11 protein-coding genes are annotated in these 16,747 nt (G+C 58.4%); 3 read left to right on the forward strand and 8 right to left on the reverse strand.

Annotated elements, in window-relative coordinates; genetic code table 11:
• Positions 1-65 precede the first annotated feature (65 nt).
• The 3 genes from ACNT1W_RS19575 to fes are packed head-to-tail and all read right to left on the reverse strand — an operon-like array spanning position 66 to position 5,594.
• Positions 66-4,010, reverse strand: coding sequence for an enterobactin synthase subunit F (locus tag ACNT1W_RS19575; protein ID WP_419246038.1), 3,945 nt, complete (start codon positions 4,008-4,010; stop codon positions 66-68).
• Positions 4,011-4,042: 32 nt separating this feature from the next.
• Positions 4,043-4,249: an MbtH family protein gene (locus tag ACNT1W_RS19580; RefSeq protein WP_017893570.1), complete on the reverse strand. Its 207-nt coding sequence runs from the start codon at positions 4,247-4,249 to the stop codon at positions 4,043-4,045.
• The gene (gene fes / locus ACNT1W_RS19585; RefSeq protein WP_037410468.1) at positions 4,224-5,594 is read right to left on the reverse strand and encodes an enterochelin esterase; all 1,371 of its coding nucleotides are present in this window, start codon (positions 5,592-5,594) and stop codon (positions 4,224-4,226) included. The genes ACNT1W_RS19580 and fes overlap by 26 nt, the downstream gene beginning before the upstream one ends.
• 348 nt (positions 5,595-5,942) lie before the next feature.
• Here fes and ACNT1W_RS19590 point away from each other — a divergent pair, with 348 nt between their 5' ends.
• Positions 5,943-8,222, forward strand: a complete 2,280-nt coding sequence (locus ACNT1W_RS19590; RefSeq protein ID WP_261408612.1) for a TonB-dependent siderophore receptor — start codon at positions 5,943-5,945, stop codon at positions 8,220-8,222.
• A 52-nt stretch (positions 8,223-8,274) separates the two neighbouring features.
• Here ACNT1W_RS19590 and ACNT1W_RS19595 read toward each other — a convergent pair whose 3' ends face one another.
• The 3 genes from ACNT1W_RS19595 to budA all read right to left on the reverse strand — a co-directional run bounded on the left by ACNT1W_RS19595 (position 8,275) and on the right by budA (position 12,514).
• Entirely contained in the window at positions 8,275-9,870 is a 1,596-nt protein-coding gene (locus tag ACNT1W_RS19595; RefSeq protein ID WP_419246039.1) for an ABC transporter substrate-binding protein, read from the reverse strand.
• Positions 9,871-10,009: 139 nt separating this feature from the next.
• Complete coding sequence (alsS, locus tag ACNT1W_RS19600) at positions 10,010-11,695, reverse strand: acetolactate synthase AlsS (RefSeq protein WP_012146145.1); 1,686 nt, start codon at positions 11,693-11,695, stop codon at positions 10,010-10,012.
• A gap of 39 nt (positions 11,696-11,734) precedes the next feature.
• Positions 11,735-12,514: an acetolactate decarboxylase gene (gene budA, locus ACNT1W_RS19605; RefSeq protein WP_012146146.1), complete on the reverse strand. Its 780-nt coding sequence runs from the start codon at positions 12,512-12,514 to the stop codon at positions 11,735-11,737.
• A 379-nt stretch (positions 12,515-12,893) separates the two neighbouring features.
• Between budA and ACNT1W_RS19610 the strand changes: the two genes are divergently transcribed.
• Positions 12,894-13,853, forward strand: a complete 960-nt coding sequence (locus ACNT1W_RS19610) for a LysR family transcriptional regulator (protein ID WP_259190996.1) — start codon at positions 12,894-12,896, stop codon at positions 13,851-13,853.
• On the opposite strand, the gene eutC is transcribed toward ACNT1W_RS19610, so the two are convergent.
• Both eutC and ACNT1W_RS19620 read right to left on the reverse strand, forming a co-directional pair.
• Positions 13,832-14,623 (reverse strand): ethanolamine ammonia-lyase subunit EutC, encoded by a 792-nt coding sequence (gene eutC / locus ACNT1W_RS19615; protein ID WP_419246040.1) that lies wholly within the window; start codon positions 14,621-14,623, stop codon positions 13,832-13,834. The genes ACNT1W_RS19610 and eutC overlap by 22 nt on opposite strands.
• A complete protein-coding gene (locus ACNT1W_RS19620) occupies positions 14,620-16,005 on the reverse strand; it encodes an ethanolamine ammonia-lyase subunit EutB (protein ID WP_012146149.1) in 1,386 nt (461 codons plus the stop codon). Before ACNT1W_RS19620 ends, eutC begins: the two co-directional genes overlap by 4 nt.
• Before the next feature lie 140 nt (positions 16,006-16,145).
• On the opposite strand from ACNT1W_RS19620, the gene ACNT1W_RS19625 reads away from it, so the two are divergent.
• Positions 16,146-16,694 carry a nucleotidyltransferase family protein gene (locus ACNT1W_RS19625; RefSeq protein ID WP_261137244.1) on the forward strand — a complete coding sequence of 183 codons (549 nt, stop codon included), beginning with the start codon at positions 16,146-16,148 and terminating at the stop codon, positions 16,692-16,694.
• Positions 16,695-16,747: the final 53 nt, after the last annotated feature.

Genomic DNA, 16,747 nt, shown 5'->3' on the forward strand with positions numbered 1-16,747 from the left:
GGCCCAGCATGCTGGGCCCGCGTTAATCGGGGCGAATCTATTCGCCCCCTACCCGTCACTGGGTATTACAGCGCTCTTAGAATACGGTTCAGCAACGGTCCCAACACCTTGAACGATGCTGGTGAAACGATATCTACGTGCGCACAATCCAGCTCATGCACCTGCAAGGCATCGACGTATTGCGACCAGGTTTGCTGCACGTCCATCCCTTCCTGCAATGTCTGACGCGCGACAAACAGCGTCGCCTGCCCTTTGAAGTTCGCCGTATGGGTGGCTGAAAGCAGGCGCACTGAGTCGGCATAATTGGCTTCGATATTATCGAACATCGCCACCCGGGTTTCGCCCAAAGCAGGATCAAGCGCATCTTCGGAAACGGCCAGGAACTGCTCGCGCTCGCGCTGAACTTCTTTAAGCACGTTGTCGTCGAGCATCACGTCCCAGTTCTGGGTTTCCGGCGGATAGGTATCCAGCAGCCCCAGGAAGGCCACTTCTTCCCCCCGCGCCTGCAATCTGGCGGCGATGCCCTGCGCCAGAGTGCCGCCCAGTGAATAACCGATAAAGTGATACGGGCCCTGCGGCTGTACCTGCAATACCTGCTCCAGATGCGCGTCGCACACCTGATCCATATTCTCACTCAGCGCCAGCGGGCCGTCGGGGCGCGGTGACTGAATACCCACCAGCGACCAATGCTGGTCGATATAGCGCGGCAGCACGCTGAACTGCCATGAGAATCCGGAAGCCGGATGCAAACAGAACAGCGTAGGGCCTTCGGTGGTGCGCAGCGGCAGTACGCTGTCGAAACCGGTCCGATCGGCCTCTTCCTGCGTGCGATCTTCCGCCAACAGTTGCGCCAGCTGTTCCACGCGGGAAGCCACCATCACCTGCCCGACCGAAACCGCCTTACCCAGTTCACGGCGCAGCTCCGCCGCCAGGCGCATCGCCAGCAGCGAGTGACCCCCAAGGGCAAAGAAATCATCATCGGCAAACACCGTTTCACGCTGTAGCAAACGGGCGAATACCGCCGCGATCGCCGTTTCCAGTCCTGCTTCAGGCTCGCGTCCTGCGGCCCTGACCCCGCTTTGCGGTTGCGGCAACGCTTTGCGATCCAGCTTGCCATTGGCACTCAGCGGCAAGGCGTCCATTTCGACTAACGCCACCGGCACCATATGTGGCGGCAGGCGATCGGCCAGCGCGGCACGCAGCACCTCCAGATCAAGGCGTACACCCGGCTGCGCTACCAGATACCCCACCAGTTGGCGGGCATCACCACCGGCCGGATCTGTCGGCGTATTGTCCAGCACCAGCGCATGGGTTACCGCCTGCTTGATGCCCGGCAATGACAACAACGCATGATCGATTTCACTCAGTTCGATGCGTTGTCCACGAATTTTCAGCTGATCGTCGCTGCGACCGAGATACTCCACTTCGCCGCCCGGTAACCAGCGCGCGACATCACCCGTGCGATACATCCGCCCGCCGTCGCCCGCCGGGTCAGCCACAAAGCGGCTGGCGGTCAGTTCAGGTCGCCCCAGATAACCGTGTGCAAGTTGTACACCGGTGAGATACAAATCCCCGGCGACACCCGGCGGCACCGGCCGTAAGCGCGCGTCAAGAATACGCAATCCGGTATTCCATACCGGCAGACCGATGGGAACGTTAGCACCGGTGACGGCGGCCAACGCCTCACCCCAGGCAGGGTGCCAGCTGACGTCCACCGCCGCTTCGGTCGGGCCATAAAGGTTGTGCAGTCGCACCCCGGTGCGGCTTTGCCACAGACGGCACAGTTCGGCCGGTAGCGCTTCGCCGCTGCAGAACACCTGTTGTAATGGCGCGCAGCACGCCACCGCCTGCCGATTGTCCAGCGCACCGACAAAGGCGGCCAGCATTGAAGGCACAAAGTGCATCGTGGTGACGCGGTGTCGATCAATCAGTTGCAGCAGCTGTTCCGGATCGCGATGCGCCTCCGGCGGTGCCATCACCAACTGGGCGCCGACCATCAACGGCCAGAAAAACTCCCATACCGACACGTCAAAACTGCAGGGGGTTTTCTGCAACACCACATCGCCCGCCGCCATTGGATACTGATGCTGCATCCACAGCAGACGGTTGACGATTGCCTGGTGCCCCACCAGCACGCCTTTCGGTCGCCCGGTCGAACCTGAGGTAAAGATAATGTAGGCCGGATGGTGCGGCGTGGGTCCGCTGAGCACCACGTCCGTCGCGCTGTCTGCGGCCAGCGGCGCGTCATACAGAAAAATGTCACCCTTGCCGACAAAACGTGCCTGCTGGCTGGCTTCGGTGATAATCAGACGCGGCGTAGCGTCCTCCAGCATCATGCTGAGGCGTTCGTCCGGGTAACCGGTGTCCAACGGTAAATAAGCCGCCCCCGCCTCGACAATGGCCATTAACGCCAGCGACAGAAACACCGAGCGCGGCAAGGCGACGGCGACGATATCTCCGGGTTGCACGCCCTGCGCTACCAGTTGGCGCGCCAACGCGCTGACCTGTTCGCGGGTCTCGCGGTAGTTAAATTGATACTGCGCATCGGCCAGCGCCGGTGCATCCGGGGTTTTCTGCGCCTGCTGCGCCAGCAAGCCGCTGAGGGTTTGCGGCGCCACAGGATAAGCAGTGTCGTTGACCCGAGCCAATAATTGGTGATCCTGCCCGGTAAGCAAGTCGGCGTCGCCGATCGGCATTTGCGGCTGAGCGGCGAACTGACGCAGCAACAACGGCAGGCGTTGCAGATGGGCCGCCAACTCATCCCGCTGATAACGCTCGGCATTGGCCAGCAGATCGACTTTCAGCGTGCCGGCCTCATCAAGATACAGCGCAATCTCCAGGTCACGCACCGGACCGGAGGCCAGCTCATGGGTAATGCCTTCGATATCGCCAAAGTCCAACTGGAAATCGAACATCTTAAAGTTGAAAACGGTGCCATACAGCGGCTGGGCATCACCGATCCGCCCCAGATCACGCTGCACCTGCTCCGCCTCGTAACGCTGATGGCGACGGACGCTTTTCAGCTCTCGGCCGATATTGCCGGCAACCTCGCTCAGCGTCGCCTGAGGATCGAGGTGCATTTCGATCGGCAGCACGTTAATCACCGGGCCGTTGGCGCATAACGCGGCCGAGCCGGTACGGCGCATAAAGATAAAGCCGGCGCTGAAGCTGGCGTGACCGCTCAGGCGAGACACCCACAGCGCCACCAGCGCCAACGCCATATCTGCCACGCTGAACTGCTGCTGACCGGCGTTCACCAGTTGGCTAAAGTCCTGGCGGTCGCACAGCTGTGATAACCGATGAATGCGGGTGGTCGGCGTCTGGCCGGCCAGTGGCTGCGGACAGAGTGTGGCTGACGCAGGCAACTGCTTTGCCTTGTTCAGCCAAAAGGCCGCGTCACGCTGGCAAGTCGCCGATTGTGCGTAGCGTTGATATTCTTCAACCACTTCACTGAAGGCACTAAACGGCGTCGGGTCCGGCTGCTCATTGCGCGACATCCGGGTGTAAATATGGGAAATTCTGCGGGCAATGGCGGTGAAACTGAAGCCATCCACCAGAATATGGTGATAGCGCTGATACCAGAACCAACGCTGATCCGACAGGCGGATCAACATATGGCGATACAGTGCATTGCCGCTGCCGATGCGTAAATCACCGGACATATCCAGCTGCATCAAGGCACGCGCTGCCGCTGCTGCATCAGGGGAGTCTCGCAGATCAATCAGCTCAACCGGCAGGATCGCCAGTTGCGGGTCATGCCACTGCATCGGCACCCCGTCACGCTCTTCAAAACGGAACTGCAGGGTATCCACTTCGGACAGCCCCTGCGCGATCGCCTGCAGCAGGCAATCCTGGTCCAGCGCCCCGCAGAGCTCGATATAGTGGGAAACCGCATAGGCGTTGGCGTGCGGTGAAATTTGATCGGCAACCCAGATCCCGGGTTGCGCGGCGACCAACGGCAACTCAGTGGCGAGTGGCTGTTCGGTCGATAATAAAGTGCTGTCTGACAAGGGACTGACTCCTGTTCTCGGTATTATTGCCATCACGCCTTACGCAGTGATGCGGGCCGCATATCCTGCCAATGTTGTTCCAGCCACAGCACGCACAGCGGCCGCGCCGCCGGGCCGAATACCGGCGTCCACCCCGCCGGTACTGCGCTAAATTCGGGCCACAGGCTGTACTGCAGTTGGTCATTGCACACAATCAGGCAAATTTGTTGTTCGTCATCGAACGGGTTCTGAGTTTCCATCACGGACTCCCTGGACGGTGAAGGTGAGTTTGGCCGCAGAGGCAGGAAGGCTATCCGACCACAGCGCCTGCAGCCCGTCGATCAGGCCGCCACGCCAGCACAGGTAGTCATGGCCGCCCGCCACCGTCCGGTATTGCACCCGATGCCCGGCGTCACGCAGCAACTCTGCCATTCGGTCATTCACCCGGTGCGCCACTTTTTCGTGCACGCCGGCCTCCATAAATACCTTCAATTTACCCTGACCGACGCCCTGCTCTACCTGATGCAGCAGCCAGCCGGCATCGGCCGGTATTGCTTCACGCTGATACATATCGCGGCGCGGCCACCAGAATGAACCGGACTGGCTGATCACTCCACCGAAGCACTGTGGCCAGTGCAACCCGGCATACAGCGACGACAGGCCGCCAAAACTCTGGCCGCATACCAACGTCGTGGCAGGGTCGCGGCTGTGAGGTGCCCATTCGGCCACCTGCGGCAGCAGTTCTTCTTGCACCGCCAGCCAGAAATCTTCATTGCAGGCCAGCTCCTGGCTGCGGTGTTTGAGGCTGATAATGTCGATCAGCAGATAAACCGCTTCCGGCAATTGGCCTTCACGGGTCAACTGCATCAGCGGATCCCAGACCGGCATGTTGCTCGACCAGAACTGGCCGTCCAGCAATACCGCCAGCGGTCGCTGCGCCGGGTTGCTGTCGCCGGTGGTGTAAACCCAGACGTCGCGGGTATTACCCAACCGCTCGCTGTGCCAACTGTGACGCTGTAGTCTGGCCGGTGGCGCTGGCGTACAACGTCCACTGGCCACGGCGTAGCGATCAAAATCCTGCCAGGCCGCTTGCGCTGGGGCTTCCGGCATATGCAGCCCGGACAGCACGTTGCCGCCAACACCGGTCCATGAACGATGGGGATTCAGCAGATCCTGAGTGGCACCGGCAAACACCTGATGCCACCAGTGACGAATCGAATGCATATTGGCGTGTGCATCGTCGCCACTGTGTTCCAGCGGTCGGTCGTCCATACAGGGGATAAAGCAGTAGCTGCCACGCCAGTCGGCGCTCAGTTCGGTTTGCCAGTACCAGACGTCGGTCCCTTCCAGCCGTTGCAGGCTCTGCGGCGGCGACGACTGGTGGTGGTCGGTCAGGCAATTGATGTGGATCCAGACGCGTTGATAGGCTGAAGTGAGTTCACATCCCTGCGGATCGCGCCATAAAAATGTGACCTTCCCTCGCCCATCCCCCTGCAGTTCCACCAGCGGCGTGCCGCGTTTGGCGATAGTCAGCCACCATCCATGGCGCCCTGCGTGCTTGCTCGATAATAATCTGCTGCTTTCTGACTCGGATTTTGTTTTCAAAACGCCTATTCACTATTTAGCTGGCAGCTTCAGGAAAGCCGGTAAATTCGCGGCGCGAGGCGCTGCCCAAGAAAACGGTAAACCGAATACTATTGATAATTATTTGCGTTTGCAATAGTGTGTGTAGGCTCGCAAACCGGGCAGGTATGTTCAACAGGGATGGATACCGAATTTTATACCCGTCATCTTTCAAGTTGCGGGGTATAACGCTGGATCCAATGTCGGTGATGTCGCATCCGACCGGTTGGATTTTTATTTCCGAAAACACAAAAACTACAACCGCCCTTCTCTACTGCCGGAGGCCTGCTTTCGGTGCTCCGGGAAAGGCAGCAAGGTAGGAACTCTCACATGAACCGCAAATTATCTCGTTATTCCTTAGCCACACTCATCGGGTTAGGATTAGGCGCGTCCGCCTTTGCGCACGCCGCACAGCAAACAGAAACCACCGCAGAAACAGACTCCGTCGCCAAAAATAAAAAAGAAGCCGCCGAGGACACCATTGTTGTCACCGCCGCCAAGCAGAACCTGCAGGCGCCCGGGGTTTCGACCATTACCGCCGACGAAATCAAAAAACGCCCACCGGCACGCGATATTAGCGAACTGATCCGCACCATGCCGGGCGTTAACCTGACCGGTAACTCCACCAGCGGCCAGCGCGGCAACAACCGCCAGATCGATATTCGCGGCATGGGCCCGGAAAATACCCTGATCCTGATCGACGGCAAACCCGCCACCAGCCGCAACTCTGTACGTCAGGGCTGGCGTGGCGAACGTGATACCCGCGGCGATACCGCCTGGGTGCCACCGGAGATGATTGAACGCATCGAAGTGCTGCGTGGCCCGGCGGCGGCACGCTATGGCAATGGCGCCGCCGGCGGCGTAGTCAATATCATCACCAAAAAGAACACCAAAGAGCTGCACGGCTCGCTGAATGCCTACTTCGACGTGCCGCAGCACAAGCAGGAAGGCTCTACCAAGCGCACCGACTTTAGCCTGTCCGGCCCGTTGACCGACGAGTTGAGCTTCCGCCTGTTCGGTGGCTACAGCAAAACTCAGGCCGACGCCTGGGATATCAACGAAGCGCATAAATCTTACCGTGCACCGGCTTACGCCAACAGCACCCCCTCCGGGCGTGAGGGCGTGGAAGACAAAAACATCGATGCCATGCTGCATTGGGACTTTGCGCACCTGCAGTCACTGGAGTTTGAGTATGCCTACGGTCGTCAGGGCAACCTGTATGCCGGAGATACTCAAAACACCAACTCCAACCCGCTGGTGCAAAGCAACTACGGTAAAGAAACCAACCGTATTTACCGTGAAACCTTCGGCCTCAACCACCGTGGTGCCTGGGATAGTGGCGTTAGTACCAACAACTATATTCAGTTCGAACGCACCCGTAATACCCGTCTAAACGAAGGCCTGGCCGGCGGTACCGAAGGCATCTTCGATACCAAAAACGAAGGGTTTGGCACCACCAAACTGGACGATTTCCTGGCACACAGCGAAATCAGCGTTCCCTTTGAACTGGGCGTGACACAAACCGCGACGCTGGGCACCGAATGGAACCAGCAGAAGATGAAAGACGGCTCCTCCACCAGCCAAACCCTGATGGGCGGCACCATTCCTGGTCAGGCAAACGGTACCCGCAGTCCTTATGCCTCCGCGCATATCTTCTCGCTGTTTGCCGAAGACAACATGGAGCTGACCGACAGCACCATGCTGACACCAGGCCTGCGTTACGACCTGCACTCCGAGGCCGGTAACAACTGGAGCCCGTCGCTGAATCTGTCACAGGAACTGGGCGACTTCTTCACCCTGAAGATGGGCATCGCCCGCGCCTACAAGGCACCGAACCTGTACCAGACCAACCCAAACTATTTGCTCTACAGCAAAGGCCAGGGTTGCTCGTCCAGCGATGTCAAAAATGGCTGTTACCTGCTGGGTAACGACGATCTGAAGGCGGAAACCAGCGTCAACAAAGAGGTGGGTCTGGAGTTCCATAACGACGGCTGGCTGGCCGGCGTGACTTATTTCCGCAACGACTACCACAACAAAATCGAAGCGGGTAACTCCCGAATCGGTACCAGCAGCACCGGTACCGCCATTTACCAGTGGGAAAACGTGCCTAAAGCGGTAGTACAGGGATTGGAAGGCACGTTGAACGTGCCGGTCAGCGAGACCGTTTCCTGGACCAACAATGCCACCTATATGATTGAAAACAAGAATAAGACTACCGGTGATTACCTGTCGATTATTCCTGAATTCACCATCAACTCGACCCTGAGCTGGCAGGCCACCGAGGAGCTGTCGATGCAGTCGACCCTGACCTGGTACGGCCGTCAGAAGCCGAAGAAGTACAACTATCAGGGCAAACCGGTTAGCGGCACCGAAACCAAGGAAGTCAGCCCTTACGCCGTCGTGGGCGCCAGCGCCACCTATGATGTGACCAAGAACGTCAGCCTGACGGCCGGTATCGACAACCTGTTCGACAAACGCCAGTTCCGTGAAGGTAACTCGCAGAACGTGGGTGACCCGACCACCGGCGCGATTAATATCGCCGGTGCAGGTGCAGCCACCTACAACGAACCGGGCCGGACTTACTATATGAGCGTGAATACCCATTTCTAATCGTGGGATAAACCGGTAATGAAACGGGGGCTGCCATGCAGCCCCCGTTTATTTATTTCTCCAGCGAAACCTGTTTGAAGATGTGCTTGCCAAACGGGTCAATCTCGTAGCCTTTCACTTCCTTGCGTACCGGCTCAAAAATGGTTGAGTGGGCAATCATCATCGCCGGCATTTGGTCATGCATCATCACCTGCGCCTGCTGATACATCGCCACCCGTTTGGCGTGATCGTTCTCTTCACGCGCCTGCTGGATCAGCTTGTCGAACGGCGGATAGCACCATTTGGCCGAGTTTGAACCGCCGTTGGCCGAAACGCAGGTAAACAGCGGGCCGAAGAAGTTATCCGGATCGCCGTTGGCGGTGGTCCAGCCCATCAACGCGGCCTGATGCTCTCCATTTTTTATCCGCTGCAAATATTCGCCCCACTCGAAGGTGACAATCTTGGCCTTCACGCCGATTTTCGCCCAGTCGGCCTGGATCATCTCCGCCATGCGTTTGGCGTTCGGATTGTACGGCCGCTGTACCGGCATCGCCCACAGATCGATGGCGAACCCCTGCCCCAGCCCGGCCTCTTGCAACAACCGTTTGGCTTTTTCCGGGGAGTACGGATAGTCCTCAATCTGGTCATTGCTGCCCCACTGGGTTGGTGGCAACAGGTTCTTCGCCGGCTGGCCTGCGCCGTGGAACACCGCCTCGAGGATTGCCGGCTTGTTCACCGCCAGCGCCAGCGCCTGCCGCACCTTGAGGTTATCCAGCGGTTTTTTCTGGGTATTGAACGCCAGGAACCCGATGTTTAACCCGGATTTCTCCATCACCTGGATATTTTTGTCCTCGCGCATGCGCTTGAGATCCGCCGGGTTGGGGAACGGCATCACCTGACATTCATTCTTTTGCAGTTTGGCAAAGCGTACCGCCGCATCCGGGGTGATCGAGAACACCAGCCGGTCTATCTTCGGTTTGCCCTCCCAATACTGGTCGAACGCCTTGTAGAGGATCTTCGCATCCTTCTGGTACTGCACCAGTTGGAATGGCCCGGTGCCGACAGGATCGTTATCCACCCGCTGTGGCGTGCCGGCCTTCAGCATCGCATCTGCATATTCGGCCGAGAGAATGGTGGCGAAATACATGCCGAGATCGGCCACAAACGGCGCTTCGGCACGCGAAAGCTCAAAACGCACGGTGTTGTCGTCCACTTTGACAATGTTGTTGATCAGCGTGCCAAACTCCATCGACTCAAAGTTGGTGTAAGCGCCGTTGGAGACCTTGTGATAGGGGTTGTTGGCGTCTTTTTGCCGCATAAAGGAGAAGATAACGTCGTCGGCGTTGAAGTCGCGGGTGGGGGTAAAGTATTTATTGCTCTGGAATTTCACCCCTTTGCGCAGATGAAAAGTGTATTGCCTTCCGTCTTCGCTCACCTGCCAGCTTTCCGCCAGGCTCCGTTGCAGCTCGACGGTACCGACTTTAAAGTCCACCAGCCGGTTGTAAATCGTCGCCGAACTGGCGTCAACCGTCGGGCCGGAGGTAAACAACTGCGGATTAAACCCTTCCGGCGAGCTTTCGGAACAATAAACCAGCGTGCTGGCGCGAGCGCCGCCCATCACCGTTAGAGCCAATAGTCCCAACGTCATTGTTATTGCTTTTTTATTCATTGTGCCATCCCCAGAGTAGAAAACAGACTCGAGGGATACCAATAAATCATGCAGTTAGGGATGTAAAGCACAAATTCTGAGCATGAAAAATGGGGAGTGCCTCATGCGGCATTCCCCGTGGTTTAGCGACTTGCTGAAATTAAATCATCTGGCTGAAGTTCATCTGCGCCATCAGTTTGTAGTTGTCGGCGTAATCCACCGGAATAGCCACCACCACCGGCCCCTGAATTTCCATTGCCTTACGCAGCATCGGCCGCAAGTCTTCTACCGACTGCACGGCAAACCCGACCGCGCCGCAGGCTTCGGCATAGGCTTTAAAATCAATCGGGCCGAATTCCACCCCGGATTTGCGCCGGTATTTGTTCACCTCCTGCATTTCCACCATGTTGTAGGCGTTATCCACCCAAATGACGTGCACGATGTTATTTTTCAGGCGTACTGCGGTTTCCAGCTCCATGCTCGACTGCATAAAACCGCCGTCGCCGGAGATAGAGACCACTTTGTCCCCCGGGCGCACCAGCGCCGCACCGATCGCCCACGGCAACGCCACCCCCATGGTCTGTTGGCCGTTGGAAATCAGTAACTGGCGCGCGCGGAAACTGTAAAGATAACGTGCAATCCAGATGTGGAAACTGCCCATGTCCACGCACAGCGTCACGTCGTCGCTGACGATATCCTGCAGCTCTTTCACGATGCGCAACGGGTGAATTGGCATGCCGCCACGCCGGGCAGCCCGTTCCGCCAGTTCATGGCGCTGACGGCCCAGATCGCTGAGGATCAATTCCACCTCCGTCGGTACGCTCACCGCTCCGCTAAAGGCTTCGGTCATCATGTCGAGAGTGGCGCTAATATTGCCCACCAGCTCGACGTCCGGGCGATAGCAGGTGTCTATATCCGCCGGCAGTACGTCGATATGCACCAGTTTCAACCTGCCCTGGCTGTTCCACATGCAGGGATCGTATTCAATTGGGCCATAACCGACGCTGACCACCAGATCGGCCTTCTGCAATAGCTGGTCGGCGGGTTGGTTATTGAACAAGCCAACGCGCCCGGCAAAGCGCGCAAAGTGGTTAACGTCTATCACCCCCGCCGCCTGATAAGTGCCCACCACCGGCATATGGGTGCGATGCAGCAACTGACGTACCGACTCGCTGTTTTCCGGACGGCTGGCCTGCAAACCCAACAGCAGCACCGGGCATTTTGCCTGCTGGATCAATTTGACCGCGGCGCGAATATCCTCGGCCGCCGCCGCCCCCATACGTGGCAACCGGCACCCCGCCAGCACCGGCGCACTGACCGGCTCATTGACGATATCCATTGGCAGACTGATAAAAGAGGCCCCCGGACGGCCGAACTCGGCGTGGCGGAAGGCGTTGGCGATCACTTCTGAAATCGCCGAACCGGCATGCACCTCGGCACAGTATTTGGTCACTGGCCGGAACATGCTGACGGTGTCCATGCTCTGGTGAGTCTGTTTCAGGTTATCGGCACGTTTCACCGCGCCGCCAAAAGCCACTACCGCATCCCCTTCCGAGGTCGCCGTCGCCAGCCCGGTGATCAGGTTGGAACTGCCCGGTCCGGAGGTCACCAGCGCCACCCCGGCCTTGCCGGTCAGGCGCCCGACCGCCGCCGCCATAAATGCCGCGTTGGCTTCGTGACGCACCACCACCGTTTCTATCGACGGCGCATCCTCCAGAGAATCAAATACCCGGTCAATCTTGGCCCCCGGAATGCCGAATACGTGCTTAACCCCCTGCGCCTCCAGATTTTTCACCACTAAATCTGCGCCACATGCCCAGTTATTGTCTGTTTTTGCCTTGTTCATGGAATACCTCCTGAAAACTAACCCAAGACTGTCGCGGAATTAACCCTCGGCAGAACGAATTGCGCGATCCAAATCCTCTGGACAGAGGTCGGCGCGCAGAAAATCCGCGTCATGCGGCAACTGAAGATTGAGACGGGTGATCACACCAAATTGCAGACGGCCATGGTCGAGCTGGTAATCCAGCACGTGCCCACCGCCGTTGCGGTCTTCGGTGACAAAATGCTCGTGATAACCGGCCACGCCAACGCCCTGCATATAGTCAGGCGAGCGAAAACCGACCAGCGTGCCCTGGCAGTGATGAAAGGCAAAGGTGGGCTGTTCTTCAATCGCCTCCAGCATTGGGCGATAGGGGCGTTCCTGACGGGGCACAGTCCGGGTTTCCACGTGGCTGAACTCGCCGTCGACGCGCACCGCGCAGAACAGATTCGGCGAAGCCACCTGTTCATCAATGCATTGGTGCAGCTGCGCCTTGGTGATTGGACGATCGAAATGTTGGGTGACGCTGGGTTGGAAAAAGGTGACGACGGCAAATGGGGTTTTCTGCTGCAGACTGGCCGGTCGCGCGCTACCGTCGGCACGCAACTGGTGTATTTCCTTGTCGAAGGCGATCAGTTCACCGTCCAGGTGGTTGAAAGTCCCCAGGCCAAAATTGCCGTGCCTGAGTAACTCGGCAATGGTGACCTCCCCTTCGTAAACACCGCTGATTAACGCGCTCATCAGCGAGATTTGGTAGATCTCGCCCTCCCCAACGCTCAGCGACTGCCTGGCAAAGCCCTGCGCCAAATGCTGCGCACAGGCACACCCGTGATCTTCGTTCATAACCTACTCCTCCACCAGCACGGAGTGAAATGCCCCGTGCGTTCAAAATGCTCACCAGAGAGTGAGCAAAGATGTCGCCGGCAACCCGTCCTGTTGGAACGATTCAGCCATCGGCGACAAAAAAACCGGCACGGCAGGCCGGCGGCGCCCAATGTCAACAACGGTTTAGTTTCACTAACCATTATTGTTAAACAGGACGCCAAATTGAACGGTTAATCTGGTGTTGAAGCAGCGATCAATACCGCAGGCACACAGCAAGGCCTGGGAAAAACAAGTGTTCTAACGTTCTAAAAACCGCGTGCTTTATGCATTATTGCTCTGCGCGGTGAGATCACGGCACGTTGTTACTCGCCGTAAGCTCCCAAAAAGAGTAGCCGTAATGCGCCAGACGGAGAACCTGGTATTCATAAGAAACGCTTTTGCATATAATGCAAAAATGAATGACGCCCGTTATGTTGAACATCTGCCGATATTTCTCGAGGTGGCCCTGTTGGGCAGCTTCTCCGCCGCCGCCCGCAAACTGGGAATGGTGCCTTCTTCACTGGTGCGCCACGTCGATGCGCTGGAAAGTGCCCTGGACGCAACGCTGTTTATCCGTTCAACCCGTGGCCTGATGCTGACGGACGCCGGAGAAATGCTGCAGGCGCGCGCGGCAACGCTGCTTTCGGACATCAGCGATATCCGCGCCGAGCTGGCTTCACTTAGCGACAGGCCGCAAGGCACGCTACGCATCAGTTGTCTGCCGACCTTCGGCAAAACCTATATCCTGCCGCTGTTGCCTCTGCTTGCCGAACGTTATCCGCAGCTGTTTGTTGAACTGGATTTGACGGAGCGCCAGACCGATCCGACGCAGGAATTGCTGGATGCCGCCATTCGCATCGGCGAGCAGAAAGACAGTGGGTTGTACGCCAGCCGGATAGCCACCCAGCGCTGGGTGATGTGCGCCAGCCCGGCTTATCTCGCCCGTTATGGCAGGCCTGCCGATCTGAACGCGTTGCCGGAGCATCGGCTGATTGCCCGCTACCACAAGCAACAACCGGCCTGCTGGGCGCAAATTCTCAGCGCCCCTTTGATGGACCGCTGCAATCTGGTATTGCGCTGTGACGACTTTACCGCTCAACGCGAGGCGGCGCTGTTGGGGTTGGGGATCACCTTTTTACCCAACTGGGTGGTCGGGCCGGATATACAGGCCGGTCGGTTGCTGCCGGTGCTCGAGGATCCGCGTCAGGAGCAACAGGGGATTTATCTGCTGCGCCCGGTGGCAAAGGTGTCGGCACGGCTTAACCTGTTCATCACGTTGCTCAAGCAAAGTATCGGTCAGCCCCCGAGCTGGGAGTGAAGCGGTGATACCCGGCCATACAACGCCGGGTTGTCGCTTTCGTCTTTCAGGTCTATTCCGGTCAGGCGACGCTGGAAAGCCTGTTCCAGCAGCCACGCCAGTTTGAACCCCGCCTGCGGGTAATTCAGCCCTTCCGGACGCACGTTGGAGATGCAATTGCGTTCCGACTCACGCCGCTGGGTGTTTGGTCCCCAGGTGAGGTAGATCCCCAGGCTGTCCGGGGATGACAGGCCCGGTCGCTCACCAATCAACATCGCCACAGCTCTGGCCCCTAAACATTCGCCAATATCATCCCCCAACGCCACCCGCGATTGATGCGCCAACACCACCGGTGCGACTGAAAGCCCCAATAATTCGAGATAAGGCCGCAGCGCCTGCAACAGCGGCAGTGCCTGCCGATGTACCGCCTTGGAGGACAAACCGTCTGCCACCACCAGCAATAAATCCACCGGCTTGTCAGGCAAGCCCAACAGCAGGCTACGGCTGTCCGCGGCCAACCGACGCCCCAGATCCGGTCGGCTGAGATAAGCGGTACGATCGGCAGCCTGGCTGTGCACCGTCAAGGTTGGCCAGCCCTGCTGCTGCAAAGCGCTGGCCAGCGTATCGCTGTCGAACGGCTGGTGCACCGCATCACGCGCCTGCGCATGCGCCAGACCAAATTTAAGCAACTCCTCGGTTGGCAGACTGGAGCCGGTGCGCCCCAGCGCAATGCGCGCATCGGTAAAGGCGCGCAGCGCATCCCAACGGTTAACGTGAACCTGCTTGCTCATGGTTGCTCTCCCTGTAACGCCAGCAACAACGGGTGATTGGCCGCGGTGTCTCGCAGCCGGCCCAGATCGTCGGTGATCTGCATTTTCGTCAGCCAGTCGGCGAACTCCGGCGCGTGCTTCAAGCCCAGCAGTTCGCGGATGTACAGTGCATCATGGAATGAAGTGCTTTGGTAATTGAGCATGATGTCGTCCGCTCCCGGCACGCCAATCAGGAAGGTCAGCCCGGCGGTGGCCAACAGCGTCAACAGCGTGTCCATGTCGTCCTGATCCGCCTCTGCATGATTGGTGTAACACACATCGCAACCCAGCGGCAGGCCGAGCAGCTTGCCGCAGAAGTGATCCTCCAACCCGGCACGGATAATCTGCTTACCGTCATACAAATACTCAGGGCCGATAAACCCGACCACGGTGTTGATCAGCAACGGGGAGAAATGTCGCGCCACCGCGTAAGCACGTGCTTCGCAGGTTTGCTGATCGACGCCATGGTGCGCATTGGACGACAAACAGCTGCCCTGCCCGGTTTCAAAGTACATAACGTTATTGCCCAGAGTACCGCGATTGAGGCTCAGCGCCGCCTGCTGAGCCTCCGCCAGCAGCGCCAGATTAATGCCGAAACCGCTATTGGCCGCCTCGGTTCCGGCTATCGACTGGAACACCAAATCCACCGGTGCACCGCGTTCGATCAGGCGTAGCGTATTGGTGACGTGCGTCAGCACGCAGGATTGGGTCGGTATGGCAAAACGCTGGATCACGTCGTCCAGCATATGATTGAGTTTTTCCAGCAGCGGCAGGCTGTCGCTGGCCGGGTTGATGCCCACCACCGCGTCACCGCTGCCGTACAGCAGGCCGTCGAGCATGCTGGCCGCAATGCCCTGTAAGCTGTCGGTGGGATGGTTCGGTTGCAGCCGCACGCTCAGGTGGCCCGGCAGGCCAATAGTGTTACGAAAACGCGTGATCACCCGGCATTTTTTGGCCACCAGGATCAGATCCTGATTGCGCATCAACTTACTCACTGCCGCCGCCATTTCCGGCGTAATGCCGGGGGCTACCTGCGCCAACATCGCACTGTCCGCCTGTTCACTCAGCAGCCAGTCACGAAAATCCCCCACCGTCAGGTGCGAAATCGGCGCAAAGGCCAATGCATCGTGGCTGTCGATAATCAGCCGAGTGACCTCATCCTGTTCGTAGGGCACCAGTAACTGCTGAAGGAAAGTCTTCAGTGGCACCTCCGCCAGCGCGATGCGTGCCGCCATACGTTCCTCTGCGCTATCCGCCGCCACTTCCGCCAGATAGTCGCCGGAACGGGCCGGTGATGCCTTGGCCATCAACTGACGTAAATCGCTGAAACGATAGCTGCGCCGGCTAAGCGTTGCCTGATACATAGCGTCCCCTGTTCTGCCTGAATGTTTACCTGAAGTTGCAAACCCTGTACCAAGTGTAGTCAGTCGACCGGCGAATATATTCTCCTGCGGTTTCGCCCACGGCCGCTTCAGGTTACAGTAGCCGCAACAAAGGAGAGGTAATGACCCGGCAACAAAAAATTATCCAATGGTTACAGCAAGATAGTGAAAGGATGACGATATTGCGCACCGCCCGTCGGCTCGGTCTGAATGACTGGTGCCTGGGTGCCGGCTTTGTGCGTAATCTGGTATGGGATCGGCTGCACGATTACGCAATGCCAACGCCGCTCAACGACATCGACGTGATCCATTTTGACGCACAGCGCCCGGAGGCGGAGCGTGACCAGATGCTGGAAGCACGGTTACAAGAATGGTTGCCGCAGCCCTGGTCAGTGAAAAATCAGGCGCGCATGCACCTGCGCAGCGGTCGGGTGCCCTACCTTAACAGCGAAGACGCCATCAGCTATTGGACCGAGCTGGAAACGGCGGTGGGCGTGCGGCTGAATGCGGATGACAGCCTACAGCTGGTGGCTCCCTTTGGCCTCGACGGGCTGTTCGATAACACCATCACCTTCAATGCCAAAAACGGCGACCTCGACGCCTATGAACAACGGGTGGCCAGCAAAGGCTGGTTGCAGCGCTGGCCACGCCTGCGGCAAATCCGCGGGTAAAGTTTTACCCCATTCTGCCGATACCCTGAGCAGCGAAATCCAAACTCAGGGAG

The organism is Serratia sp. NFX21 (assembly GCF_048517035.1).
In the GTDB taxonomy this organism is placed as follows: domain Bacteria; phylum Pseudomonadota; class Gammaproteobacteria; order Enterobacterales; family Enterobacteriaceae; genus Serratia; species Serratia quinivorans.